Genomic DNA, 23,548 nt, shown 5'->3' on the forward strand with positions numbered 1-23,548 from the left:
ACTTCCCGGATTCCGGGACCGGATGGTCGTTTCGTCCCCGAACCGGTTCGGCCGGAACCCGCAACTGCCATGCCGGCCGAGTGAATATCTCGCTCCATGTCCGTTCGCGTCGCCGCCGGAGCGCGCCTGCACTTCGGCTTCCAGAACCTCTCTTTGGCCCGCGAACGCCTCTACGGGGGCGTCGGCGTCGCCCTCGACGAACCGCGGGTCGTGATCGAGGCCGAACCCGCAGAGGGCGTCCACTGCGACGACGGGGCCGTGGCCGCCCACACCCGAACGGCGGTCGACCTGCTCGACGTGGCCGGCGTCGACCTGACCGTCGTGGAGCGGCTGCCCCGCCACGTCGGTCTGGGGAGCGGCACGCAACTCGCGATGGCGACGCTCGCGGCGGTCGCGGCCGCCCACGACCGCGAGCCGCGACTCCGCGAGCGCGCCCCGGCGCTGGGCCGTGGCGGCCGCAGCGGCGTCGGCGTCGCGGTCGCAGAGCGCGGTGGCTTCGTCGTCGACGGCGGCCACCCGACAGAACTGTTCACGGCCGCGCCGCCCGCCGACGGCGCGTGGACGGTGCCGCCGGTGACCGCCCACCACGAACTCCCGACCGACTGGCGGTTCGTCGTCGTCGTCCCCGACACCGATCCGGGCCGAAGCGGCGACGCCGAAGACGAGAGTATGCGCACCGTCGTCGAACGCGCCGATCCGGGTATCGCCGACGAGATCGGCGGCGTCCTCCTCCGGCGGGTCCTCCCCGCCGCCGCCGAGGGCGACCGGACGACGTTCGGCGCAGGCGTCGCCAAACTCGGCCGGCTCAACGGGGCCTGGTACGCCGACGAGCAGGGCGGCGTCTACCGCCCGCCCGCGGGCCGGATCGTCGACGAACTCTCCGGGTGTCCCGCGGTTACCGGCACCGGCCAGTCCTCGTGGGGCCCGGCGGTCTACGCGCTGACCGACGCCGGGATGGCCGAGGACGCCCGGTCGGCCGCCCGGGACGCCCTCGACGCCGTCGGCGTCGACGGCCGGATCGTCGTGACCGCCCCCGCCAATTGCGGGCTCGAGATCGACGCCTGATTCCGCGTTTCGACGGTCGAACACGCCGCAAGTAGTAAACGGGCCCGCCCACTCGTTGGGGGCATGGACCGCATCCCCTTCGGTATCCGACAGTTGGATACGATCATCGACGGGGGGACACCGCCGGGTAGCGTCGTCCTGCTCTCGGGCGAAGCGGGGGCCGGCTCCCGGGAGTTCATGTACACGAGCGCGATCATCAACGGGCTCGCCAACGCGGATCCGGAACTCCACGACCTCTACTACGGCGACATCGCGACCGGCGCGAGCGTGACCGACGGAATCCACTACATCTCCTTCACCGCCGACAGCGACCAGCTCTACCGGGAGATGAATCGCACGATGGACACCGAGATCGTCGAGTCGGGGTTCGAGGCCGTCGAGTTCGTCGACATGGCCGAGTCGTACTTCCACAAGAGCAGCGTCCCGCGGGACTGGTATGCAGAGGAGACCGGCCACATCCGGGACATGGCCGGCCGCCACGACCGCGAGGACCTCTTCACTGCCCTCGGGGCGTACCTCAACGAACACGCGCAGGGCAATCTGGTCGTGCTGGATTCGCTGTCGGACCTGATCAGCGCCGTCGGTGAGGGCCGGGACTGGTCGGACATCGTCTACCTCGTCAAGGGGCTCCAGAAGGCCGCTCACTCCTGGAACGGGCTGATCCTCGTCCACGTCAACCACGAGACGGTCACGCCCGAACAGCACGGCCAGCTCGTCGACGCCGCCAACGGGACGATGACCTTCGAGTGGGAACAGGGCGGCTCCGAACGCGCCCGGACCTTGGTGTTCAAGAAGTTCCGTGGCGTCCTCTCGCGGATCGAGGACGAGAACATCATCCGCTTCGAGACCGAGATCGGCGACGCCGGCTTCGACATCAGCGACGTCCGGAAGATCCGTTGACACCTTCGGTCGCATTCTCCTGCTCGACCTCGATTTCCGGCGCGAGCGTTCCGATTTCCCGCCCATCCGTTGTTATACGAGTTGATAAAATGTGGCAAACGCTTAACTGGCGAAGGGGCCAACAGCGAGTGAATGGCCAGTGAGTCGACAGACGAGCCGGTGACGGTGTCGCTCCCGCCGGAGTTGGCAGCCTGGGTCGACGAGCAGGCCACCGAGCGCGGCACCGACCGCGAGACCGTCCTCGCCCAGTTGCTCGCCGCTCACCGCGCCACCGACGACCTCGACGCCGAGAATCCCGAAGCGCTGGCCGAGATCGTCGACGTGGAAGCCGCCGTCGACGACGTTCTCACGGACCGAATTCCCGGCATCGCCCAGACCGTCGCCGAGCAGCTGGCGGTCGAGGATCAGGTCCAGGAGGCCGTCGAACGACACCTCCAGGACGCCCTCGAAGACCGACTCACAGAGCTCTCACAGTCCGCGGCCGACCGCGCCACCGAACAGGTCGGCGGTCGAGTCGACGACCGGATCGACGCGGTCGAGGACGACTTCATGGAGAAGGTCCAGGACGTGCGCCAGCGCGTCATCCAGGTCAAACAGGAGGCCGACGCGAAGGCACCGGCCGACCACGATCACCCCGACCTGGCCGACAGGATCGACGGACTCGCCGGGGAAATCGAGACGGTCGAAGACGACGTCGAGGCGCTCCGGGCCCAGATCGAGGATCGCACCGACGACAACGCGGCCCGACTCGACGACCTCGACGAGACCGTCGGCGACCTCGAAGAGAAAGTTCGGACGGTGGCTCACGTCGTCCGTGATCTACGGGACGACACCCGAATGGGCTCGAAACGGGCGACTTCCGTCGAGGCGATCAAACGCCGTGCCGCCGAACTCGACGTGGACCGCGCGAAGTGTTCGGTCTGTGGCGAGGGGGTCCAGATCGGACTGCTGACCGATCCCGAGTGCCCACACTGCGAGGCCGTCGTCACCGACGTCGAACCCAAGGACGGCTTCTTCGGCAGTCCGAAACTCGTCAAGGCCCAGGGCATCGAGGCTCCGGAGGAAAGCGATGGCTGAGGACGAGGACGACCCCTTCGACGCCTTCGAGGCGCCCGACGAGAGCGACGACCCCTTCGAGGAGCTGGACGGGCCCGACGACGGCGATGCTGGCGTGGACGAAGCCGCCGTGGACGACACTCCCACCGACACCCCGCCGGGCCACCTCCCGGACGACCCCTTCGACCACGCCGACGCACCCGACGCCGACGGAGCCGCCGAAGTCGACTCACCGACGCCCGACGAAGCGGGCGGTGACGGCTCGACGGAACCGACCGACGACCCTTTCGCGGAGTTCTCGACACCCCGGCGGGACGAGGGGGACGACCCCTTCGACGCCTTCGAGTCGGCCGGCGTCGACGAGATCGACCCCGACGCCGTCTGGGAGGACCTGGAGAGCGGTGGTCCCGACACCGAGGAACGGACCTACTCGGAGGTGTCGAAACACCGGTTCTGTGAGGGGTGTGAACACTTCAGTCCGCCGCCCGAGATCGAGTGTACCTACGAGGGGGCGGCGATCGTCGAGTTTCTGGACACGGAGACGGTGCGGCTGCTGAACTGTCCGGTCGTCGCCGAACAGCGCGCGCTGGAGGGGGGCGGCGTCGGACTCGGTGACGAGTCAGAGTGACGAGCGTGTTCCCCGGTCGACCGACCGGTGAGTTTCGACTATCTCCTCGAAGTCGTCCATCGACTCCCTGAGCTCCTCGCTGCGGGTCACGGCCTGGCGCTTGAGTCGCTGGAACTCTTCGTGATCTTCGAGTTCGCTCGGCTGGAGTTCCGACTCCAGGACGGAGAGCTTCGAGAGCAGGCTGAAAAACTCCTCCAGTTTCGGGTCGGTTCCGCTGCGGTCGACGTGCTGGTCGAGCGTGGTCCGGAGCGTCTCCCTGTCGACCGGTTTGCAGAGGTAGTCGTCGAAGTCCATCTCCAGGATGTTGAGGTCGGGATCGACCGCGGTCACCATGATGATCGGGAAGTCGAAGCCGCGGTCGCGAAGCTCCGCGAGGACCTCGTCGCCGTGGATGTCGGGCATCCGGCGGTCCAGTAGCATGGCGTCGGTCGTCGCGTCGGCCTTCTCGAGGGCCGCCTCGCCGCCGAACGCCAGTTCCGTGTCGTAGTCGTCCCGGAGCTTCAGCGCGTAGGCCTCCGCGACGTCTTCTTCGTCGTCGACGACGAGAACGTTCGGCGCGGTACTTGACTCGGGAGACACTGTCGCTGTGAATCGTATCGGAGGCGCGCTGATATACCTTTTTGCGGTTTCGGAACACGAGCCGCCGACTCACTGTTCGTAACGGCCCACACCTACTCTAAGGCCGTGGCCGAATTCCGGACCGACAGGTATGAACGAGGGGGACGAAGCCGACGACCTGCTCGACGCCCATCCCGACCCCGTGGTGCAGTACGGCAACGGGGCCGAGGGCATCGTCGTCGAGGCGATCAACCCCGCGTTCCGGCAGACCTTCGCCGCCGACGGGGCCGAAGTATCTCTGCGGGCGACGCTGGCCGCCGAGGACGCCCTCCCGGCGGTCGCGGACGCGATCCAGTCGGGCGATCCCCTCGACCGCGAGACCGTCTGTGATACGACCGGGGGAGAGCGGCGCTTCCGACTGCGCAACGTCCCGACCGAGGACGGCGGCTACCTCCTTTACACCGCACTCGGCGACGGCCACGACGAGCGAGACCTTCAGGCCGAGCTCGACCGCCTCGAAGAGCGCAACGAGCGTCTGGAGACCTTCGCCAGCGTCGTCTCCCACGATCTCCGGAACCCACTGGAGGTCGCCGAAACCTACCTCGACGCGGCCCGCGAGAGCGGCGACGACACGGACTTCGACCGCGTCGCGGACGCACTGGCCCGGATGCGTACCCTGATCGAGGACGTCCTCGAACTCGCCCGCGAGGGTCGGGTCATCGACGACCGGGAGCGGACGACGCTCGAATCCGTCGGAACAGCCGCCTGGGAGACCGTCGACGGCGACGAAGCCACACTGACCGTCGAGAACGGAAGCGCGACCCTCCGGACCGATCCCGACCGCCTCCAGCAGGCGCTGGCGAACCTCTTTCGCAACAGCGTGGAACACGGGTCGGCCGACGCGTCGATCAGGATCGGCGCGCTCGGCAACGCCGACGGCACCGGATTCTTCGTCGAAGACGACGGCCCCGGCATCCCCGAGAGTGATCGCGAGGAGGTGTTCGAGCCCGGCGTCACGACCGATCAGGACGGCACCGGTCTCGGCCTCGCCATCGTCGAACGCGTCGTCGACGCCCACGGCTGGACGGTCTCGGCCACCGAGAGCGATGCGGGAGGTGCGCGGTTCGAAATCGAGGGCGTCGAGTCGCTGCAACCGCTCTGAACCAGTCGAAAGAGCCAAGTGTGAGTCGGGGCCGAGTTTGGGCAACTCCGAACATGCAATTCTGTGACGACTGCGGGTCCATGATGCACGCCGACGGCGACGTGATGGTCTGTTCGTCCTGTGGCGCCGAACAGGTAAAAGACGAGGCCGCCGCAGAGAAGTTCGTCTCGACGGAGGAACAGAGCGGCGACGAACTGATCGAGACCGAGGAGGGCGACAGCTTCGAGGGCAAACCCACCGCCGACGACGTGACCTGCGAGGAGTGTGGCCACGGCAAGGCATGGTACACGATCAAACAGACCGGCTCGGCCGACGAACCGCCGACTCGGTTCTTCAAGTGTCAGGACTGCGGGAATCGCTGGCGCGAGTACAACTGAGCGCCCGAGTAGCCAATTTTACGACTCGTCACCGAGGGCGGCCAGCGGCGAGGCACCGCCCACGATCGCCGCACCGGCCAGGATCGCGGCCGCGAGAACGACGAAGTCGCCGCTCGGCGAGTAGCCGGCTAAGCCGGCCCCCGCCCGCACGATGAACACCGTCACGAAGAAACTGAGGATCGCGAACACGAGCAACACCAGCGATGCGATGATACTACCGACGAGTCCACCGACCGAATCGAGAATTCCCATTACCTCTCGGGCGACTCCCGCCCGACAGATAAGCGTGGTGACGGTTCGACGTGCCACCGGCCCAGCCCCCGAGCTTCACCGCTCACCCCTCACTTCACACCCGTCCAGTGACAGGTCGGACAGCCGAACACGCCCTGCCCGTTGACCGTCTCGCCCCCACAGGAGGGACAGGCGAACTGCCCACCGTCGGTGACGACGACCTTCTCGTCGGTGGTCGCGTCCGTTTCCTCCGTCGTTTCGGTGGTCGTGTCGGTCCGGAGCGTACTCGCCAGTTTCGGGTGACAGTCCGCACAGACCCAGCGCTGGTCCCGATGGGTGACGGTCTCGGTGATCGCGCGGTGTCTCCAGACGTGCAGTACGTCGTCTTCACAGCTGTCGCATTCTACCATGCTTACCTCAACGAGTGTCCTGGTATAGTAAAAATCTTGCCCTGAATGTACAGCAATACACTCCAGAATAGATATATTGTCCTTATATTCTCCCATGTACGGCTACGGACGTTGGACTCGCTCGTGTGAAATTCGAAGATCCGAAAATCCGACCGTGACGAACGCGGATAGTCGGGCGGTCGTCCGATCAGGGGCCGATGGCGATCCAGGCGAGAAAGACGGCGAGCCCGCCCAGCGAGGTACTGAGGACGGCGTGGATCCGGAGGCGATCGAGCAGTTCGTGGGCGTGATCGGAGACCTGTGCGACCTCGCCGACCTCGCCGCCGATCTCACAGCGGGGGAGAAAGTCCATGGCGACGTGGAGGAAGACGCCGGCGGCGAAGCCGAAGACGGCTGCGTTGAGTGCTGGAATGGCTGGCAGGGAGAGCAGAGCGGTCGGAATGCCCGTGACGCCGACGCCCGCCGCGGGGAGCAGGATGACCGAGGCCGACCGACCGTCGGCGGCCAGTCGGCGCGCCGCGGCGTAGCCGGCCGGTCCCTTGTGCGAGACGATGGACAACCCGAGCAGGAGGCCCAGTTCCGGCATCGCCGCGTACACCAGACCGATGATCGCGCCGGCCGAGAGCGCGTGGGCCGATAGCTGGACCGCCGTGTCGTCGAACGTCGCGTTGAGGTGTGAGAGCCGGTGGCCGAGGACGTGCGAGCCGAAGCCGACGAGGATGCCGGCAGCGATACCGAAACCGCCGATCCGCGGGTCGAAACTCATCGCCTGGGGCACCAGAAAGACAGCCGCGCTCGTGATCATCGCGCCGCTGGCGAGGCCGTAGCCCCAGACCAACCGCCGTGCGCCGCCGGTCTCGGCCGCCCGGACGCCCAGCGGGATCGACCCCGCCATCGCCGCGAACGCGACCCACGAGATCACCAGCACCTTCCACAGCCCCGCGAGCACCGCCAGTCCGGAGAGCGCCACCAGCACACCTACGCCGGCCAGGCCCACCAGCGACGGGCGCGTCCCGGAGTTAATAATTTTGGGACCAGTGTTATTAGACATGTGGCTATAGAACTAGCGATGATAACAATAAAACCTCCGATCCGGGGGCTGACCGGGACAGCGACGCCGTCAGCGGGTCGCGCGCTTCCAGTCGTCCAGGTCGAGGACGCCGCCGTCGAGGTCCTCGGCGGGGACGTCGGTCGCCGCCCAGCGGAACATCGGGGCGACCTCCTCGGGGTCGCGGCCACGGCCCTCGGTCAGATCGGTCGCGACCACGCCGGGGTCGACGATTCCCACTGGTTGGTCGATGTCCGCCGCGAACCCGCGGGCGACGGCCTCGGCGGTCGCCTTCGAGACGGCGTAGGAACCGTATCCGGGTTCGGCCTCCCGGGCGACACCCCCCGAGGTGACGAGTACGCGCGCGTCGGCTGCCAGATGTGGGAGCGACTCGCGGATCGTGGCGAAGGTCCCCCGGCCGTTCGTCCGCACGTGGTCGTCGAAAGCCGCGTAGGACTCCGACGCGAGCGGCGTCCCGCCCGGTGAGCCGTGGTAGATGCCGGCGTTGGCGACGACGGTGTCGATCTCGCCGCCTTCGCGGGCTGCGGTCTCCAGCAACCGCTCCACGTCGAACTCGTCGCGCACGTCCGCCCGCTGGGTCGTCACGGTCCCGTCGGCCGATTCGACCGCCTCCTCGAGGGCGGCGAACTCGTCGGTCTCGCGTGCACAGGCGACGACGTGTGCGCCCGCGGCGGCGAACTCCCGGACGATTGCGGCACCGATACCCCTGCTCGCGCCGGTGACGACGGCCGTGTCCTCGTTCATGCTATCCCCATGGGTCGGAACCCACATCCCCGTTTCGTGTGCCCGGTTCCCGCACCCAACTGGTCAGCCCCTTCTTTTATTCGGGTTCCGGCCCCTATTTTTCCCAATGAGTTCGCTCGCTGGAACGGACATCGACGTGGTCGGCGGTGGGTTCGGGGGACTCTCGACCGCGTGTTACCTCGCCGACGCCGGTGCGGACGTGCGCGTCCTCGAGAAAAACGAGCAACTGGGCGGCCGCGCCAGCCGGCTCGAAGCCGAGGGCTTTCGCTTCGACATGGGTCCCTCGTGGTATCTGATGCCCGACGTGTTCGAGCGCTTCTTCGGCCACTTCGGGAAGTCGACCGACGACTACTACGATCTCGAACGGCTGGATCCCCACTACCGTATCTTCTTCAAAGACGGTGACGAGATCGACGTGTCCGCCGACCGCGCCGAAGTAAGAGAGCTGTTCGCCGAGTACGAGGACGGCGGCGGCGAGGCCTTCGACGCCTACCTCGAAGAGAGCGAGTCGAACTACGAACTCGCGATGGAGAACTTCGTCTACGAGGACCGCCCGCGTCTGCGCGACTGGATCGATCTGGACGTGATGCGGGCCGCGCCGGTCGGGCTGAAGCTGCTGGGCAACATGCAGGGCCACGTCGAGGACTACTTCGAGAACCCCAAACTCCAGCAGATCATGCAGTACACCCTCGTCTTCCTCGGCGGGGCACCCCACAACACGCCGGCGCTGTACAACATGATGAGCCACGTCGATTTCAACCTCGGCGTCCACTACCCCGTCGGCAAGGACGGCCGGGACAACGGCTACGGCGCGGTCGTCGACGCCCTCGTCGACCTCGGCGAGGAACTCGGTGTCGAGTACGTCACCGACGCACCCGTCGCCGAGATCACCCGCCGGAAGGACGGCTTCCTTCTCGCCACCGAGGACGGGACCGAATACGGTCCGGATCTCGTGGTCAGCGACGCCGACTACGCCCACACCGAGCAGGAACTGCTCCCCGAACACGAACGCCAGTACGACGCCGACTACTGGGAGAGCAAGACCTACGCTCCCTCCGCGTTCCTGCTCTATCTCGGTATCGAGGGCGACGTGGACGAACTCGCCCACCACACGCTCGTCCTCCCGGAGGACTGGGATCCCCACTTCGAGAAGATATTCGACGAGCCGTCCTGGCCCGAGGATCCGGCCTACTACGTCTGTGTGCCCTCCGAGACAGATCCGACGACCGTCCCCGAGGAAGATACCGACGCGTACAGCAACCTGTTCGTCCTCGTCCCCATCGCGCCCGGACTGGACGACGACGAGGCCACCCGACAGCGCTACCGCGACGAGATCCTCGCCGACCTCGCCGAGAACACCGGCGTCGACCTGCGCGACCGGATCGCCTTCGAGGAACGGTTCTCGGTCTCCGAGTTCGCCGACCGGTACAACTCGATCCAGGGCACGGCGCTGGGGCTGGCCCACACGCTGCGACAGACCTCCCTCCTGCGCCCGCCCCACCGGTCGTCGGCCGTGGACGGCCTCTACTTCACGGGATCGTTCACGACGCCCGGCATCGGCGTCCCGATGTGTCTCATCAGCGGCGAACACACCGCCAACGCCGTGATCGACGACAGATGAGCGACAGCGCCGTCCGCGCCCGACTCGAATCGGTCGCCGGCTACCTCCCCTCCGAGGAGAGTCGACTGGGCTACCTGTTCTGGCTCTCCCGCCCGCGGTTCTGGCTCTACCTCGGCGGGCCGGTCATCGTCGGCGCGGCGTACGCCGCCGACAGCGTGGCCGACCTGTTCTCACCGCTCGCCATCCTCCTGCTGGCGTACTTCACGATCCCCGCGAACGTCTTCCTCTACGGCGTCAACGACGCCTTCGACGCCGACGTCGACGAGGCCAACCCGAAGAAAGACGAGCGGGAAGTGCGCTATCGGGGCGACCGCTGGATCGCCGCCGTCGTCGTCGCGAGCGGTGTCCTCGGCGGACTGTTCGCGCTCGGCTTACCCCGGGCGGCGACGCTCGTGCTCGCGCTGTGGTTCTTCCTGGCCGTCGAGTACAGCGCGCCACCGCTGCGGTTCAAGACCACGCCGCTGCTCGACTCCGTCTCGAACGGCCTGTACATCCTCCCGGGCGTGATCGCCTTCACCGCGGTGGCCGGTGAGCTGCCGCCCCTCGCCGCCATCGTCGCCGGCTGGCTCTGGACGATGGGGATGCACACCTTCTCTGCCATCCCGGACATCGAACCCGACCGCGAGGCCGGCATCCGGACCACGGCGACCGTGCTGGGCGAGCGACGCACCTACTACTACTGTGCGGGCTGCTGGCTGGCGGCCGCGGTCGCCTTCGCGACCGTCCACGTCCTGTTCGGTGCCCTCCTGCTCCTGTATCCCGTGCTCGTGTTCGGCATCGCCTTCTCCCGGATCGACGTGGACGACGCTTACTGGTGGTACCCCGCGATCAACACCCTGATCGGCATGACGATGACCATCGGCGGCCTCTGGATCCTGGTGTATGGCGGTTGAGACGCCCACCCGAGCGGCCGTCGAGGCCCGACTGGACGACCTCGTCCGCGAGAACCGCTTCACCATCGCCGTCGTCTTCCCCGCCGTCGGCGCGGTCATGCTGCTCGCCAGCGCCGAAGCCCTGCTCCCCGGCCCGCTCGAGTTCAACCCGTATCTCGTCCTCTTCGGGACCTTCGTCATGCGCCTCCCGCTGATCGCCGGCGTCGCACCGCTGCTGGACCGCCGAGCGACCGCCGCCCTGCTCGCGCTGACGGCCTACTCCTACGGCATCGAGTACGTGGGCGTCACCACGGGGTGGCCCTACGGATTCTTCGAGTACGGCGTCGAACTCGGCCCGATGCTTTTGGACACCGTCCCGATCGGTCTGCCGATCTTCTTCTTCCCGCTGGTCCTCAACAGCTACCTGCTCTCGCTCCTCCTGCTGGGCGACCGGGCGAGTCGCTGGGCGATCCGCCTGCCTGCGGTGATCGCGACCGTCCTGCTGGTCGATCTGGTGCTGGACCCCGGTGCGGTGGCGCTGGGATTCTGGGCCTACGACGGCGGCGGGGCCTACTACGGCGTCCCGTGGTCGAACTACCTCGGCTGGGTCCTCTCGGCGACGGTCGCCGTCGGCCTCTTCGATCTGGCTTTCGACTGGACGGAACTGGTCGCCCGCGTCCGGTCGTGTGCGTTCATGCTCGACGACCTGGTGAGTTTCGTGATCCTCTGGGGGCTGATAAACGCCTACTTCGGGAACTGGGTGCCCGTGGCGCTGGCGGGCCTGTTTTTCGGCAGCCTCGTGAAGATCGACCGCTTCGACTTCGGGGTTCTCCGGACTGCGCCCGGCTTTCACCGGGGGTAGCGGTCAGGTTCGTCGGGACCGAAAGAAATTCAACACTCAGTGTCGGTCTCCCAATATGGCACAGACTGCGTCGATGGACTACCAGACGTACGCGAAGGGTGGCTTCTTCCTCGGAGTCGCCCTCCTCGTGATCGGGATCGCCGGCTCCGTCGTCGGCCACGCCTTCTTCGAACCGTTGCCCGCCTGGGAGAACACGCTCTTTCTCGCCGCGGAGTTCTCCGGCCTGATCATCGGCTTCTTTTCGCCGATCCTGTTCGGCATCGTCCTCCCGCTGATCGAGTAGGCTACTGCGTGGGGGTCCACTCCGGCGGTTCCGGCCCGGGTGCTGGACTCGGGGCGTCCCCGATCGTCGAGACGCGCTCGAAGACGGCCTCGGGGTCCTTGTTCCAGTGCCAGTGCCAGCGCGTCTTCGCGATCAGCCAGAGCTTCCGCGTCGTCGAGAGATCCGGCGTCTCCGAGAGCACGTCGTAGTCCCGCTCCCGGATCAGGCGGTGGTGGTCGGCGTACAGCACCGCCGCCAGCAGGACGGCGAACTGGCAGTCCTCGGGGAGGTACTTGATCCCGGCGACCCCTTCGCGGTACAGCTTCTCGGCGCGAGCCATCTCGTGGATCATCGCCGACCGGAACCCGTCGCTCATCTCCAGGTTCTCGATCTCGGACTCGGTGACGCCGTACTGGTCGAGGGTCTCCCGTGGCAGGTAGATCCGATCGCGATCCACGACGTCCTCGCGCACGTCGCGCAGGAAGTTCGAGAGCTGGAACGCCTCCCCGAGCGCACGGGCGTGTGGCCGCGCCACGTCCGGGTCCTCGACGTCCATGATCCCGGTCATCATGTAGCCGACGGCCGACGCGGAGCCGCGCATGTACGCCTCGAGTTCGTCGTAGGTCTCGTAGCGGTGTTTCTCGATGTCGGTCGCCATCGCGTCGACGAACAGGTCTACGTCGTCTTCGGTGACGTCCGTCTCGCGGCGCACGTCGTCGAACGCCTGCAGGACCGGGTCGTCGGTCTCGCGACGACCCAGCGCGGCCTCGCGGAACCGTTCCAGTCGGTCGCGTTGCTCGGCGGGCGAGAGGTCGTTGTCCTCGTCGTCGACGACCTCGTCCGCGATCCGGAAGAACGCGTACAGGACGTACGTCTTGTGGCGGATCCGCTCGGGAAACAGCCGCGTCGCGTAGTAGAACGTCTTGCCCGTCCGCCGGTGAATCTGCCGGCTCGCTTCGAGTGAGTCGTTCGTTACCATGCTCTGTCCGGTATCGGTCGACGGCCGGCGCGCTCACTGGGGGGACTGGGGTGGGGATCAGACACGTTGTCGTATATTGGGAAGCCACAGGCTTAACGACGGTACCTTACTGGTTGGTATCAGACCCGTTCGATCCCGCACAGGTTCGGAAAGCGTTTTTGCACGCCTTTCTCGAAGGGTACGTATGGCCCGACCACAGCTCGAAACCGCAGCAGCGGACCTCCGGACAGCAAGCGACGCCACGAACGGCGATGCGAGCGACCGACTGACGGAACTGGCCGACCAGCTCGACGACCTCGCGACCCGGGAGTCCGGCCCCGATCACGGCCGACTGGCCCGCATCCAGTCCGCGCTCGCCGATCTCGGCGACGAGGTGGGTGAGGCGGCCGGTGACGCCATCGACGACGCCAACGACGCGATCAACGCCTACCGCGAGACCATCGAGGGCGGCGTCTGAGTCCCGGAACTTCTTTCCTGACCGGAGACGGAGTGCCGATAGAGGGGACATGCGACAGGAACGGACGGGGATCGCGAAGGCACACCGCCAGCTACTGCTCGCGTCGGAACTGACAGTCGACCGCCGGCTGGCCGAACGGCTGGCCGATCTGGCCCATCAGGTCGGCGAACTGCCCGCCGACGGCCAGCACCGCGGGACCGTCCGCACCATCGAGGCGCAGCTTCGGGATCTGGGTCGGGACGACCATCCCGACGTGCGCGCGGCTGTCGACCGCGCCCGGACACTGCTCGTCGCCTACCGCGATCGGCCCGACTGACTGTCCGTCCGCAGCGATCTGCCGTCCCGAGGAGTTTTTGTACTCACGACGAACTACTCGCGCCCATGTCAGGGGACGAAGGGATCGCGGGCCGTGACCGTGCGGAGATCGCCGAGCGAGTGCGGGCCGTCATCGCCGCGGAACTGAGTGAGGACGAAGCCGAGGAGATCGCACGGAGCGTCGCTCGCGCGATCGGCGAGTACGTCGAAGACGAGGACGACGCTGAACGCCTCGTCAGGCAGGTCGGCGACGAGATCGTCGACAGACTCGACGGCGAGGCGGCCGACGATCTGATCGAAGCCGTCGCGGACATCGTGATGGACAATCTGCCCGGGCTCAGACACTCGGTCGTGATCCGCCGGTCCGTCCGCCGGATCGTCACACGACTCACCAGCGGCCGCTCGGAGGCCATCGTCCAGCAGGTCGGCGACGAGATCGTCGCGACGCTGATCGAGAACGGCCACGCCGAAGAGCTGGTCGACGCGTCACTGGAGATCGCCATCGAGGCCGCCATCGAGGGCGGCTACGCCGAGGAACTGATCCGGGAGATCTTCGACGACGGCGTCACCCAGATCATCGAAGCGGACGGCTGATCCGGTGGTCCGGACGCCGAACCCCCGCCCCACATGTGAGCGAGAATCTTTACTTTTCGATGGCCCGGTGGCCGAACACATGGGTGAGGCGTACCAGATCGAGTTCGACGACACGGAACGGGCAGCAGTCGCAGAGACGATCAGGACGGGGATCGGCGACCAGCTGGACGACGACGAGATGGTCGAGGCCGTCGGCGCGCTGATCGCGGCCCGGGTCCACGGGGCCGACGACGACGCGGCCGTCGTCTCGGCGGTCGGCGACCGCATCGTCCACCACCTCGTCGAGGGCGGTCACTCCGACGCCATCGTGCAGGAGGTCGCAGATATCGTCATGGAGGAGCTTCCCTTCGGCGGAATGTTGATCAAACGCGCCGTCAAGCGCATCGTGAAGGGGCTGATGGGGCGCTCGGATCGCGTCGTCGAGGGCGTCGGCGACGTAATCGTCGAGAAACTGATCGAGGGCGGCCACGCCGACGACCTCGTCGAGGAGACGGTCGTCTACGTCGTCCAGCGCGCCATCGCGGAGGGGTACGCCGACGACCTCGTCGACGGGACCCTCGACGCCGGCCTCGACAACCTCGACGAACACGAGGGGATCGCCCCCATCGCCGCGTCCGTCGAGCGGGAGTTCCCGTCGAACGAACCCGCGTCCGCGGACTGAGTACCGGCCACAGGAGCTGACGTGGCCCCGTTCAGCCGTCCCGCTCGCCCGGGCCTTCATGGCGATGGGGCACGATCACTGACTCGATGCGAACCGCAGCGTTCACCGATCTCACCGGGCCGGACGGCGTCTCGATCGTCGAGCAACCGACACCCGAACCCGACCGCGGGGAGGCGACGGTCGCCGTCGAGGCGGCGGCGATCAACCGCCACGACCTCTGGATCCTCGAAGGCGACTCCGCGATGGTCGACGCGGCCGATCTCCCCTTCGTCAGCGGCCTCGACGTGGCTGGGACCGTCGAGGACGTAGGCGAGGGCGTCACGGGCGTCGAGCCCGGCGACCGCGTGGTCCTCTGTCCCAACGAGACCTGCGGAACCTGTCGCTACTGCCGGGAGGGACCGGAGAACCGCTGTGAGAACTTCGCCCTCTTCCACGGCGGGCTCGCCGAGACGGCCCGCGTCCGGGCCGACCGCCTCGTCGCCCTCCCCGACGACGTGGGGATGGTCGAGGCCGCTGCGCTCCCGACGGCCTACATGACCGCCTTCCACATGCTCCGCCGGATCGAGGCCGGCCCGGGTGATCTCCTCTTCGTCCCGGGCGTGACTGGCGGCGTCGGCGTCGCGGGCGTCCAATTCGCGGACGCGCTCGGCGCGCACAGCGTCGGCACGTCGTCCTCGCAGGCGAAACTCGATCGCGTCGAATCGCTCGGCCTCGACCACGCGGTCGAAGGCACCGACCCGGACGCGATCCGGGAGGCGGTCGGCGATATCGGCCCCGTCGACGGCGTGCTCAACCACCTCGGTGGCGAGTACACGCAACTGGGTCTCGACGTCCTGAAACGCGGCGGCCGGATGGCGATCTGTGGCCGGACCGCCGCCGGCACCTCCGAGATCGACATCCCGGATCTCTTCCTCGGTCACAAGCGGGTCATCGGGAGCACGATGGGGACGCAGGGCGACCTGGAGCGGATCGTCGGTCTCGTCGCCGACGGCGCGTTCACGCCGGAGGTAGACGAGACGTATCCCCTCGCCGAGACTGGCGCGGCGTTCGCGGCGATGCGGAACCGCGACAGCGTCGGGAAACTCGTCGTCACGCCGTGATTCGTTAGGGTTCGGTCTGGACGAGCCCACGACCGCTGTATCACGTCGACCTGAAAGCGACACTCCCGACAGTCAGGCTCCATCGAAGTCGTATTACATGATTTTAGTAGATGGGACGAGACCGAGAGATATGGACACACGACAATCGAACAGCCGTAGCTGCCAGCCCCACCGATGGTAAACGTCGCGCTGTCGCTGGCACAGGTGGCCGTTGCGCTGGCGCTCGTGGTGCTCAACGGCTTCTTCGTCGCTGCAGAGTTCGCCTTCGTACGGATACGGGGGACGTCGGTCGATCAACTCGCCGAGGAGGGACGCCCGGGCGCGGGGACGCTTCAGGAGGTGATGACGAACCTCGACGACTATCTCGCGACGACGCAGCTCGGCATCACCATCGCCTCGCTCGGGTTGGGGTGGGTCGGCGAACCGGCCGTGGCGTCGCTCATAGAGCCCGTGCTGGCGCCGGTGCTCCCGGCGAGTCTCATCCATCTGGTCGCCTTCGCGATCGGCTTCAGTATCATCACCTTCCTCCACGTCGTCTTCGGTGAACTCGCGCCGAAGACGCTCGCGATCGCCAAGACCGAGCGACTCTCCCTGTACCTCGCCCCGCCGATGAAGGTCTTCTACTACATCCTCTACCCGGGAATCGTCGTCTTCAACGGGGCCGCCAACGCGTTCACCCGAGCACTCGGCGTGCCACCCGCGTCCGAGACGGACGAGACGCTCGGCGAGCGGGAACTCCTCCGGGTCCTGACTCGATCCGGCGAGGAAGGGGACATCGACGCTGCGGAAGTGACGATGATCGAGCGGGTCTTCGATCTCGACGACATCGTGGTGCGGGAGGTCATGGTTCCACGACCGGACGTGGTGAGCGTTCCGGCGGATGCCCCGCTTTCGGACCTCCAGTCGACCGTCCTCGAAGCCGGCCATACCCGTTATCCCGTTCTCGATGCCGACGACGGCGATCAGGTTGTCGGGTTCGTCGACGTCAAGGACGTGCTACGAGCCGAAGTGGAGAGCGGGGAGGCCGAAGTGGTCGGCGACATCGCTCGTGATATCGTCGTCACCCCCGAGACGATGGCACTGAGCGATCTCCTGCGACAGTTCCGGGAGGATCGACAACAGATGGTCGCCGTCATCGACGAATGGGGGGCCTTCGAGGGGATCGCGACGGTCGAAGACGTCGTCGAGGCACTCGTCGGGGACCTCCGGGACGAGTTCGATATGGACGAGCGTGAACACTCGATTCGCCAGCACGACGACGACGGGTACGACGTCGACGGCGGCGTCCCGTTGTCGAAGATCAACGACGTGATCGAGGGCGACCTCACGAGTGACGAGGTCGAAACCATCGGTGGACTGGTACTCGAACACCTCGACCGTGCACCGGAGCGTGGCGATCAGGTCGAGGTCGCCGGACACGTCGTGGAGGTGACGAGCGTCGACGGAACCCGGATTTCGACGGTCTGGGTCCACGAACGCGAGACGGACGAACCGGCAGAAGACTGAGTGCAGGGCGCGGAGTTTTTCGGTGGAGTCCGTCGGTAATTCAGTCGTCCAGTACCTTTTCGGCCAGAATCGGCACGAAGGTGCCGATGTCGGTGACCATCCCGACGGCCTGTGCGCTGCCGCGGTCGAGCAACTGGGTGACGGTGGCGGGATTGATGTCGACGCAGACGACCCGGGTCGTCGAGGGCAGGCAGTTCCCGACGGCGACGGAGTGGAGCAGGGTCGACAGCATGAGGACCATGTCGGCCTCGTGGGCCTGCTCGCGGATGGCGTTCTGGGCCTCGACGGCGTCGGTGATGGTGTCGGGGAGGGGGCCGTCGTCGCGGATCGACCCCGCGAGCACGAACGGGCGGTCGTTGTCGACGCACTCGTACATGACGCCGGACTCGATAGTGCCGGACTCGACGGCCTCCTCGATACCGCCCTCGCGGATCACCTCGGAGATGGTGTAGATGTGGTGTTTGTGACCCTTCCGGGGGTGGTCGAGGCTCTCGGTGTCCATGCCCAGCGAGGTGCCGTAGAGGTCGCGCTCGATGTCGTGGACGGCGAAGCCGTTGCCCGCGGAGATCATGTCGACGTACCCCTCCCTGACGAGGCGCGCGAGGTCCTCACGCGCGCCGGAGTGGATCAGCGCCGGGCCACAGACCGCGAGGACCTTGCCGCCCTCGGCCTTGGTCTCCTCGATGGCCTCGGCGATGTTGGCGATGGTCGTCTCGGAGGGCCGCTCCGAGGAGACGCCGCCCTGCATGAACCCGAAGGCACCCTCGGAGTCACGGGGGCGCTCGGGCGGACTGACGCGGATGCCCGCCTCGCCGGTGACGATCGTGTCGCCTTCCTCGACGGCGTTGAGGACCTTGGTGTAGGCGCGGGGGTCGTCGCCGTCTTCCACTACGACGGCACAGTCCATCTCGATATTCTCGACCTCGATCCACTCGCCCTCGTAGCGGATCTCGGTGGGGTGGTTGGTCGTCGAGTAGAAGCCCGTGGGGACGACCTGATCGGCCGGGGCGGGTTCGAGACGGGCGTCGTTGGGGTCGGCGGGGTTCGCGCCGTTCTGGTGGAGTTCGTGGACGATGGACTGCAGGTCCGCTTCGGAGTCGGCGGTCACGAGCAGTTTCGCGTAGGACTGTTCGTCCTTGTGGCGACCGATGTCGAACTCCTCGACGGAGAAGGACCCGCCCAGATCCATGACGATGCCGAAACAGGTCTGCATCATCCCGGAGTCGATGATGTGTCCCTGCAACTCGACTTCCCGAGAAACAGTCATGGTGGGCCAATGGATACCCGGTGATAAGTCGATTACGCGTCCTCGGCCCGACCTAGTCGTCGATCCGGCGGTTCACGTCCCAGTCGACGCCGTCGGCGCTGTCCCGGAGGCGGTCGAAGAACTGCCGGAGGCCGCCCGATTCCGTGGCGGGCAGGACGTGCAACCGGATCCGGGCGTTCCGGACGCTCACCCGGAACACGTCGCCGGTCGCCTCGTCGTGGACCAGATACAGCGGCATCGGCAGGTCGAACCAGTCCCCGTAGGTGTACCCCTCGCCGTCGAGGACGTCCTCGACGAGTCCACGGAGCCACGCGTCCTCGCGCTCGGGGGCCGGAACGAGCGAGAAGACGGTCCCGCCCTCGTACTCGACGCCGCCACCCCGGGGGTAGCGTCGCTCCGGCCGACTCGGGATGGCGAAGGGGTCGTCGTCGACTGTCATGCCGCGTTCACCCTCCTCTACGTCGGCTTCCGATTTAAGTACGGGGCCGGTACCGGTCGTGTGGCGGTGGCCGTCGGGGGTGGTCGATCACTGGACGCCGGCCCGGCCGGGTTCGTCGTCGACAGGCGGGGGTGCGCTATCGAGGACGAGTCGGACGACGCTGCCACCCCCTTCGGGGGCCTCGAAGACGACTTCCCCGCCGGAGTCGCGGGTGATCCAGGTGACCAGCCACAGCCCGAGGCCGCTGGCGTGATCCAGCGGTGTCTCGCTGCCGTTCCCGACGACGCGTCGCTCCTTCTCGGGGATACCCGGGCCGTCGTCGGCCACGGTCACGGTGACCGATCCGTCGTCGTCCGACACCGACACCGTGACCCGGGGGTCGTCGGTGTGTTCGATGCTGTTCTCGATGAGGTTCTCGACGGCCGTGTCGATCAGCGACGTGGCCTCGACCCAGGCGTGGTCCGGCAGGTCCGTCTCGATACGTGCGTCGGGATACTGCTCGCGGAACCGTTCGACCTGCGTCGCGAGCAACTCCCCGAGGTCGACGGGTTTGCGCGTCCGTTCGTGGTTGGCCAGCGTCCGCTCGATCTCGCGGGCCTTCTCGCTGAGGCTGTTGATCCCCTCGGCCCGATCGACGATGGTGTCGAGTTTCCCCTGCGTCGCGGCGTCCGAGCGGTCCCGCGCGATCAGTTCGGCGTTGGCCATGATGACGTGCATGCTGTTGCGCAGGTCGTGGCGCAGCGCCCGGTTGAGGACGGTCAACCGTCGTTCCCGTTCCTTGCGGTCGGTCACGTCGCGGAGGACGCCGACGGAGCCACGGAACTGGCCGTCCTCGTCCAGCAGGAGCGCGACGTGGTTCTCCCCGGGGATCGGATCCCCGTCGGCGGGTTCGAGGTCCATCTCGTAGATCCCCTTCTCCCGGTCGCCGGTCAGGAGGTCGCGGATCAGTTCGCGGCCCCGCTCGATGTCGCGTTCGTCCATACAGATCGAACAGTGTTCGCCCACCAGGTCGTCCTCGGGGAGCCCCATCACCTCGCTGGCCGTGTCGTTGAGGGCGACGAAGTAGCCGTCTTCGTCGATCGCATAGACGCTGTCGGGCACCGCGTTGAGCATCGTCTCGTACAGTTCCAGTTCGCGCTCCCGTTCCTTCCGGTCGGCGATGTCCCGGACGATCGCCATCTCGCCCGTCTCGCCCTGGTACTGGACGAACGTCGTGCTGACTTCCACGGGCACTCGCTCGCCGTCGAGCGTCACGAGTTCGATCTCGTAGCGGCCGGTGTCGTCGTCCCGGCGATCCGCTGCGTTGCGACGGACGATATCGTGGTCCTCCGGCGCGACCACGTCGAGCACCCCCATCCCTTCGATCTCCGCGCGGGTCCCACCCAGCAGGGCGGCCAGTTGCTCGTTGACGAACTCGAGTGTCAGGTCTCTCGCGATCGAGATCCCGTCGTTGGCCTCGGTCAACAGCGTGGAGTAGAGCTGTTCCTGCTCTTTCCGGTCGGAAATGTCCCGGACGATGCCCGCCGTCCCGCGGAACTGTCCGTCGTCGTCGGTCAGCGTGGCGAGGTGGACCTCACACGGGACCGTCTCGCCGTCCCCGTCGGGGAGGTCGAGCTCGACGGTCGCGCTGTCCCGGTCGGGGTCGGACCGGAGCTCCTCCAGAACCGCTCTCCCCCGGGCGTTCACCTCGTCGGGAACCATCTCCGTGGGATCTTTGCCGAGCAACTCCTCGGCCGACGAGCCGGTCCGGGACTCGTGGGCCTCGTTCGCGAACGTGAATCGGCCGTCCTCGTCGAGGGCGAACACAAGGTCGTCGACGGCCTCGACGATGGTCTCGTACATCCGGAGGTCCCGCTCGCGTTCCTCGCGCTCGGTCACGTCCCTGATACTGATCACCGTGCCACCGACGGCCGGGTCGTCGACGAAGCTCTGCCCTCTGGTTTCGACCCAGCGCCACCCACCGTCTTCGTGTTCAGCGCGGTAGACCGCGCTGACGGTCTCTCCGGGATTCGCCAGGCTGCTCGCCAGTCGGTCGAGCACGTCGTCACGGTCATCGGGGTGGATGAGCTCCGTCCCGCGCCGGCCGACCAGTTCCGACGGCCTGTACCCCAGGACCGACTCGATTCGGGGGCTGACGTACTGGATCGTCGCGTCGGGATCGACGATCGCGATTGCGTCGGTGGCCTGTTCGACCAGTTTCCGGTAGCGCCGCTGGGCCGTGCTGACGGTCTCGATGGCCGCGAGTACTCGCTCCCAGAGATCCGCCGCGTCGGCGATCGTTTCCGCCGGGAGGTACTCGTCGACGCCGGCCGAGACCGCTGCCCGGGCCAGGTCGTCGCCGCCCGACTCGGGGATCAGGACGAACGCCACGTCTTCGAATTGCTGTCTGACCGTCCGGCAGAGGTCGACGCCGCTCCCGTCGGGGAGCGTCGCTTCGCTGACCACACAGACGACGTCACCGATCCTGTCGGTCGCCTCGGTGACCGTCTCGACACGCTCTATGACCGAGGCGTCGCCGCTCTCCTCCCGCAACGACGCTGCCCGAGCGCTGTCGGTCCCCACGTACAGCACCACCCGACCGGGCCTCATGTGATGCTGAGACATATCGGTGTAGCGCACAAAAACCTGTGGCCGAGTTCGTCACCCGAAGCCCGCTGCCGGCGGTTCCGAGACGGACCGGCCAGCTACCCGAACAGGTCCTCGTGGCGCTGGGCGAGGTTCGTGTAGTCGCCGGAACTGTACGCCTCGAAGACGGCGTCGGGGTCGATGGTCGTCTCCGACAGCGGCGTGACCGTGGCCGGCATCCCGCGGACGAACGAGCGGGCCGGCACCTCGTACCCCTCCGGGACCACCGTGCCCGAGGCGACGATGCTCCCCTCGCCGATGACCGACTCCGTCACCGTGGAGTTGAACCCCACGAGCGCGCCGTCCTCGACGGCGGTGTCGTTGAGCACTGCGCCGTGGCCGACCATCACCTGCTCGCCGACCGTCGAGGCGTGGAGGACGGCGTTGTCCCCCACGTGGGACTGCGCGCCGACCCGGACCGGTCCCACGTCCCCGCGAAGGACGACGCCGGGCCAGACGCTGGCGTCCGCCGCGACCGTCACGTCCCCGACGACCGTCGCCTCGCGACTGACGCGTGCCGTCCCGTCGATTGCCGGTTCCTCCCCCTCGAACGCGTACTGGCGGGAGTCCATGGTGTGGGGTACGGTACTACTTCCCAAAACCGTTGGGCACCGAGCGATCAGTCGTCCTCGTCGTCGCCGGGCAAGCGGCGGATGGCTCGCATCCATCGCTGTTTGGCCGCCTGCTCGGGGTAGGCGACGGGATCCCACGCGATGTCCTCGTCCGTGCCGAGATGCTCCGGTTCCCGACCGGTCCGCCGTCGCCACACCCCCACACCACCCGCGATCAGCAAGGACGTGATCAGGATGGTGAGGGCGACGTTCGAGGGACCTCCTACCGGGGACACCTGAAATACCAGAACCGGGACGAGCGCGATCGCCGTGACCGCCCAGAGGAGATAGTAGAGGACTGCCCCGGAGATCTCGATACGCCCCATCTCTGTGTCGCCTTTCGACCGACGGACCGATAGGTCTTGTGACAGGAACCCGTCGTCGGCGGCCGAGAGACTCCCCGCCGTCGGAGACCGGACCATCTAAACCGTCGGGACGGGAATCCGCGCCCATGAGACTCGCACGCGCGGAGACGCCGGACGGGATCGTCGAAGGCGAATACGCCGACGGCGCGATCGAGACCGACGACGGCACCTACGAACTCGGCGAGGACGCGGACCTGCTCGCGCCCTGTGATCCCGACGCGCTGTTCTGTGTCGGGCGCAACTTCGGCGAGAAGGTCGACCAGATGGACTACGACATCCCCGACGTTCCGGACTGGTTCATCAAACCGCCCCACAGCCTCCACCCGCCCGAACGGCCCATCCCTTACCCCGAGTGGACTGAGGAGCTGACCTACGCCGGCGAACTCGCCGCCGTGATCGACGAGCCCTGTCACGACATCACAGAGGACGAGGTCGACGACGTGCTCCGGGGCTATACGATCCTCAACGACATGGACGCGCTGGATCAGGAGCGCCGGACAGCCCGCAAGGCCTTCGACGGCTCCGGGCCGCTCGGCCCCTGGATCGAGACCGACTACGAACCGGTGGGCAAGGAGATGGAGACCCACATCAACGGGGAGCGTCGCCAGCACGACAACACCGAGAACATGTTCAACAAGCCCCGCGAGACCGTCGCCTTCCTCAGCGAGCGCTACACCTTCCGCCCGGGCGACGTGATCTCCTTCGGCAGCCCCGCCAACCCTGGCCTCGTCGAACCCGGTGACGAGATCGAGATCCGCTACGAGGGCATCGGCACCCTCCGGAACACGATCGCCGAGAACCAGTAACGCCCG

At 67.2% G+C, this 23,548-nt stretch carries 28 protein-coding genes; 17 read left to right on the forward strand and 11 right to left on the reverse strand.

Annotated features, from left to right (window positions below):
- Positions 1-96 precede the first annotated feature (96 nt).
- The 4 genes from BV210_RS13160 to BV210_RS13175 all read left to right on the forward strand — a co-directional run bounded on the left by BV210_RS13160 (position 97) and on the right by BV210_RS13175 (position 3,649).
- On the forward strand, positions 97-1,065 hold the full coding sequence (locus tag BV210_RS13160; protein ID WP_077207087.1) for a beta-ribofuranosylaminobenzene 5'-phosphate synthase family protein: 969 nt from the start codon (positions 97-99) through the stop codon (positions 1,063-1,065).
- Positions 1,066-1,128: 63 nt separating this feature from the next.
- Positions 1,129-1,965: an HTR-like protein gene (locus BV210_RS13165; RefSeq protein ID WP_077207088.1), complete on the forward strand. Its 837-nt coding sequence runs from the start codon at positions 1,129-1,131 to the stop codon at positions 1,963-1,965.
- Between the two features lie 132 nt (positions 1,966-2,097).
- Positions 2,098-3,042: a hypothetical protein gene (locus tag BV210_RS13170; RefSeq protein ID WP_077207089.1), complete on the forward strand. Its 945-nt coding sequence runs from the start codon at positions 2,098-2,100 to the stop codon at positions 3,040-3,042.
- A complete protein-coding gene (locus tag BV210_RS13175) occupies positions 3,035-3,649 on the forward strand; it encodes a hypothetical protein (protein WP_077207090.1) in 615 nt (204 codons plus the stop codon). Before BV210_RS13170 ends, BV210_RS13175 begins: the two co-directional genes overlap by 8 nt.
- Here the strand turns inward: BV210_RS13175 and BV210_RS13180 are convergent.
- Positions 3,641-4,228, reverse strand: coding sequence for a response regulator transcription factor (locus BV210_RS13180; protein ID WP_077207091.1), 588 nt, complete (start codon positions 4,226-4,228; stop codon positions 3,641-3,643). The genes BV210_RS13175 and BV210_RS13180 overlap by 9 nt on opposite strands.
- 130 nt (positions 4,229-4,358) lie before the next feature.
- On the opposite strand from BV210_RS13180, the gene BV210_RS13185 reads away from it, so the two are divergent.
- Complete coding sequence (locus tag BV210_RS13185) at positions 4,359-5,369, forward strand: HAMP domain-containing sensor histidine kinase (RefSeq protein ID WP_077207092.1); 1,011 nt, start codon at positions 4,359-4,361, stop codon at positions 5,367-5,369.
- A 53-nt stretch (positions 5,370-5,422) separates the two neighbouring features.
- Entirely contained in the window at positions 5,423-5,746 is a 324-nt protein-coding gene (locus tag BV210_RS13190) for a transcription factor S (protein WP_077207093.1), read from the forward strand.
- An 18-nt stretch (positions 5,747-5,764) separates the two neighbouring features.
- Here the strand turns inward: BV210_RS13190 and BV210_RS13195 are convergent, their stop codons facing one another.
- The 4 genes from BV210_RS13195 to BV210_RS13210 form a co-directional block, all read right to left on the reverse strand.
- A complete protein-coding gene (locus tag BV210_RS13195; RefSeq protein WP_077207094.1) occupies positions 5,765-5,998 on the reverse strand; it encodes a hypothetical protein in 234 nt (77 codons plus the stop codon).
- Between the two features lie 89 nt (positions 5,999-6,087).
- Positions 6,088-6,387, reverse strand: a complete 300-nt coding sequence (locus BV210_RS13200) for a hypothetical protein (RefSeq protein ID WP_077207095.1) — start codon at positions 6,385-6,387, stop codon at positions 6,088-6,090.
- 187 nt (positions 6,388-6,574) lie between these two features.
- On the reverse strand, positions 6,575-7,438 hold the full coding sequence (locus tag BV210_RS13205) for a ZIP family metal transporter (RefSeq protein ID WP_077207096.1): 864 nt from the start codon (positions 7,436-7,438) through the stop codon (positions 6,575-6,577).
- Positions 7,439-7,507: 69 nt separating this feature from the next.
- A complete protein-coding gene (locus tag BV210_RS13210; RefSeq protein WP_077207097.1) occupies positions 7,508-8,200 on the reverse strand; it encodes an SDR family NAD(P)-dependent oxidoreductase in 693 nt (230 codons plus the stop codon).
- 106 nt (positions 8,201-8,306) lie between these two features.
- Between BV210_RS13210 and BV210_RS13215 the strand changes: the two genes are divergently transcribed.
- The 4 genes from BV210_RS13215 to BV210_RS13230 are packed head-to-tail and all read left to right on the forward strand — an operon-like array spanning position 8,307 to position 11,838.
- Complete coding sequence (locus tag BV210_RS13215; RefSeq protein ID WP_077207098.1) at positions 8,307-9,821, forward strand: NAD(P)/FAD-dependent oxidoreductase; 1,515 nt, start codon at positions 8,307-8,309, stop codon at positions 9,819-9,821.
- On the forward strand, positions 9,818-10,714 hold the full coding sequence (locus tag BV210_RS13220) for a prenyltransferase (protein ID WP_077207099.1): 897 nt from the start codon (positions 9,818-9,820) through the stop codon (positions 10,712-10,714). The genes BV210_RS13215 and BV210_RS13220 overlap by 4 nt, the downstream gene beginning before the upstream one ends.
- Positions 10,704-11,555 carry a bisanhydrobacterioruberin hydratase gene (cruF, locus tag BV210_RS13225; RefSeq protein WP_077207100.1) on the forward strand — a complete coding sequence of 284 codons (852 nt, stop codon included), beginning with the start codon at positions 10,704-10,706 and terminating at the stop codon, positions 11,553-11,555. Before BV210_RS13220 ends, cruF begins: the two co-directional genes overlap by 11 nt.
- 55 nt (positions 11,556-11,610) lie before the next feature.
- Entirely contained in the window at positions 11,611-11,838 is a 228-nt protein-coding gene (locus tag BV210_RS13230) for a hypothetical protein (RefSeq protein ID WP_077207101.1), read from the forward strand.
- A 1-nt stretch (position 11,839) separates the two neighbouring features.
- On the opposite strand, the gene BV210_RS13235 is transcribed toward BV210_RS13230, so the two are convergent.
- Positions 11,840-12,796 carry a phytoene/squalene synthase family protein gene (locus BV210_RS13235; RefSeq protein ID WP_077207102.1) on the reverse strand — a complete coding sequence of 319 codons (957 nt, stop codon included), beginning with the start codon at positions 12,794-12,796 and terminating at the stop codon, positions 11,840-11,842.
- Between the two features lie 184 nt (positions 12,797-12,980).
- Here BV210_RS13235 and BV210_RS13240 point away from each other — a divergent pair, with 184 nt between their 5' ends.
- The 6 genes from BV210_RS13240 to BV210_RS13265 all read left to right on the forward strand — a co-directional run bounded on the left by BV210_RS13240 (position 12,981) and on the right by BV210_RS13265 (position 17,429).
- Positions 12,981-13,253 (forward strand): hypothetical protein, encoded by a 273-nt coding sequence (locus tag BV210_RS13240; RefSeq protein WP_077207103.1) that lies wholly within the window; start codon positions 12,981-12,983, stop codon positions 13,251-13,253.
- Between the two features lie 49 nt (positions 13,254-13,302).
- The gene (locus BV210_RS13245; RefSeq protein ID WP_077207104.1) at positions 13,303-13,569 is read left to right on the forward strand and encodes a hypothetical protein; all 267 of its coding nucleotides are present in this window, start codon (positions 13,303-13,305) and stop codon (positions 13,567-13,569) included.
- A gap of 65 nt (positions 13,570-13,634) precedes the next feature.
- Entirely contained in the window at positions 13,635-14,162 is a 528-nt protein-coding gene (locus tag BV210_RS13250; RefSeq protein ID WP_077207105.1) for a hypothetical protein, read from the forward strand.
- A 79-nt stretch (positions 14,163-14,241) separates the two neighbouring features.
- On the forward strand, positions 14,242-14,823 hold the full coding sequence (locus tag BV210_RS13255; protein ID WP_077207106.1) for a hypothetical protein: 582 nt from the start codon (positions 14,242-14,244) through the stop codon (positions 14,821-14,823).
- Positions 14,824-14,909: 86 nt separating this feature from the next.
- A complete protein-coding gene (locus tag BV210_RS13260) occupies positions 14,910-15,923 on the forward strand; it encodes an alcohol dehydrogenase catalytic domain-containing protein (RefSeq protein WP_077207107.1) in 1,014 nt (337 codons plus the stop codon).
- A 174-nt stretch (positions 15,924-16,097) separates the two neighbouring features.
- Positions 16,098-17,429, forward strand: a complete 1,332-nt coding sequence (locus BV210_RS13265; RefSeq protein WP_077207108.1) for a hemolysin family protein — start codon at positions 16,098-16,100, stop codon at positions 17,427-17,429.
- Between the two features lie 40 nt (positions 17,430-17,469).
- On the opposite strand, the gene BV210_RS13270 is transcribed toward BV210_RS13265, so the two are convergent.
- From BV210_RS13270 to BV210_RS13290, 5 genes are all read right to left on the reverse strand, one after another.
- The gene (locus BV210_RS13270; RefSeq protein WP_077207109.1) at positions 17,470-18,696 is read right to left on the reverse strand and encodes a TIGR00300 family protein; all 1,227 of its coding nucleotides are present in this window, start codon (positions 18,694-18,696) and stop codon (positions 17,470-17,472) included.
- A 52-nt stretch (positions 18,697-18,748) separates the two neighbouring features.
- Positions 18,749-19,135 carry a hypothetical protein gene (locus BV210_RS13275; protein WP_077207110.1) on the reverse strand — a complete coding sequence of 129 codons (387 nt, stop codon included), beginning with the start codon at positions 19,133-19,135 and terminating at the stop codon, positions 18,749-18,751.
- Between the two features lie 87 nt (positions 19,136-19,222).
- A complete protein-coding gene (locus tag BV210_RS13280; RefSeq protein ID WP_077207111.1) occupies positions 19,223-21,724 on the reverse strand; it encodes a PAS domain S-box protein in 2,502 nt (833 codons plus the stop codon).
- A gap of 95 nt (positions 21,725-21,819) precedes the next feature.
- Positions 21,820-22,332: a gamma carbonic anhydrase family protein gene (locus tag BV210_RS13285; protein ID WP_077207112.1), complete on the reverse strand. Its 513-nt coding sequence runs from the start codon at positions 22,330-22,332 to the stop codon at positions 21,820-21,822.
- Between the two features lie 47 nt (positions 22,333-22,379).
- The gene (locus BV210_RS13290) at positions 22,380-22,793 is read right to left on the reverse strand and encodes a hypothetical protein (RefSeq protein ID WP_216640625.1); all 414 of its coding nucleotides are present in this window, start codon (positions 22,791-22,793) and stop codon (positions 22,380-22,382) included.
- Positions 22,794-22,822: 29 nt separating this feature from the next.
- On the opposite strand from BV210_RS13290, the gene BV210_RS13295 reads away from it, so the two are divergent.
- Entirely contained in the window at positions 22,823-23,542 is a 720-nt protein-coding gene (locus BV210_RS13295) for a fumarylacetoacetate hydrolase family protein (RefSeq protein ID WP_077207113.1), read from the forward strand.
- Positions 23,543-23,548: the final 6 nt, after the last annotated feature.

This window comes from Halorientalis sp. IM1011 (assembly GCF_001989615.1).
Taxonomy (GTDB): Archaea; Halobacteriota; Halobacteria; order Halobacteriales; family Haloarculaceae; genus Halorientalis.

Coding starts and splice junctions, on each gene's coding strand:
- BV210_RS13160 (WP_077207087.1), top strand. CDS start 97: ATGTCCGTTCGCGTCGCCGCCGGAGCGCGCCTGCACTTCGGCTTCCAG.
- BV210_RS13165 (WP_077207088.1), top strand. CDS start 1,129: ATGGACCGCATCCCCTTCGGTATCCGACAGTTGGATACGATCATCGAC.
- BV210_RS13170 (WP_077207089.1), top strand. CDS start 2,098: ATGGCCAGTGAGTCGACAGACGAGCCGGTGACGGTGTCGCTCCCGCCG.
- BV210_RS13175 (WP_077207090.1), top strand. CDS start 3,035: ATGGCTGAGGACGAGGACGACCCCTTCGACGCCTTCGAGGCGCCCGAC.
- BV210_RS13185 (WP_077207092.1), top strand. CDS start 4,359: ATGAACGAGGGGGACGAAGCCGACGACCTGCTCGACGCCCATCCCGAC.
- BV210_RS13190 (WP_077207093.1), top strand. CDS start 5,423: ATGCAATTCTGTGACGACTGCGGGTCCATGATGCACGCCGACGGCGAC.
- BV210_RS13195 (WP_077207094.1), bottom strand. CDS start 5,998: ATGGGAATTCTCGATTCGGTCGGTGGACTCGTCGGTAGTATCATCGCA.
- BV210_RS13200 (WP_077207095.1), bottom strand. CDS start 6,387: ATGGTAGAATGCGACAGCTGTGAAGACGACGTACTGCACGTCTGGAGA.
- BV210_RS13205 (WP_077207096.1), bottom strand. CDS start 7,438: ATGTCTAATAACACTGGTCCCAAAATTATTAACTCCGGGACGCGCCCG.
- BV210_RS13210 (WP_077207097.1), bottom strand. CDS start 8,200: ATGAACGAGGACACGGCCGTCGTCACCGGCGCGAGCAGGGGTATCGGT.
- BV210_RS13215 (WP_077207098.1), top strand. CDS start 8,307: ATGAGTTCGCTCGCTGGAACGGACATCGACGTGGTCGGCGGTGGGTTC.
- BV210_RS13220 (WP_077207099.1), top strand. CDS start 9,818: ATGAGCGACAGCGCCGTCCGCGCCCGACTCGAATCGGTCGCCGGCTAC.
- cruF (WP_077207100.1), top strand. CDS start 10,704: ATGGCGGTTGAGACGCCCACCCGAGCGGCCGTCGAGGCCCGACTGGAC.
- BV210_RS13230 (WP_077207101.1), top strand. CDS start 11,611: ATGGCACAGACTGCGTCGATGGACTACCAGACGTACGCGAAGGGTGGC.
- BV210_RS13235 (WP_077207102.1), bottom strand. CDS start 12,796: ATGGTAACGAACGACTCACTCGAAGCGAGCCGGCAGATTCACCGGCGG.
- BV210_RS13240 (WP_077207103.1), top strand. CDS start 12,981: ATGGCCCGACCACAGCTCGAAACCGCAGCAGCGGACCTCCGGACAGCA.
- BV210_RS13245 (WP_077207104.1), top strand. CDS start 13,303: ATGCGACAGGAACGGACGGGGATCGCGAAGGCACACCGCCAGCTACTG.
- BV210_RS13250 (WP_077207105.1), top strand. CDS start 13,635: ATGTCAGGGGACGAAGGGATCGCGGGCCGTGACCGTGCGGAGATCGCC.
- BV210_RS13255 (WP_077207106.1), top strand. CDS start 14,242: ATGGGTGAGGCGTACCAGATCGAGTTCGACGACACGGAACGGGCAGCA.
- BV210_RS13260 (WP_077207107.1), top strand. CDS start 14,910: ATGCGAACCGCAGCGTTCACCGATCTCACCGGGCCGGACGGCGTCTCG.
- BV210_RS13265 (WP_077207108.1), top strand. CDS start 16,098: ATGGTAAACGTCGCGCTGTCGCTGGCACAGGTGGCCGTTGCGCTGGCG.
- BV210_RS13270 (WP_077207109.1), bottom strand. CDS start 18,696: ATGACTGTTTCTCGGGAAGTCGAGTTGCAGGGACACATCATCGACTCC.
- BV210_RS13275 (WP_077207110.1), bottom strand. CDS start 19,135: ATGACAGTCGACGACGACCCCTTCGCCATCCCGAGTCGGCCGGAGCGA.
- BV210_RS13280 (WP_077207111.1), bottom strand. CDS start 21,724: ATGAGGCCCGGTCGGGTGGTGCTGTACGTGGGGACCGACAGCGCTCGG.
- BV210_RS13285 (WP_077207112.1), bottom strand. CDS start 22,332: ATGGACTCCCGCCAGTACGCGTTCGAGGGGGAGGAACCGGCAATCGAC.
- BV210_RS13290 (WP_216640625.1), bottom strand. CDS start 22,793: ATGGTCCGGTCTCCGACGGCGGGGAGTCTCTCGGCCGCCGACGACGGG.
- BV210_RS13295 (WP_077207113.1), top strand. CDS start 22,823: ATGAGACTCGCACGCGCGGAGACGCCGGACGGGATCGTCGAAGGCGAA.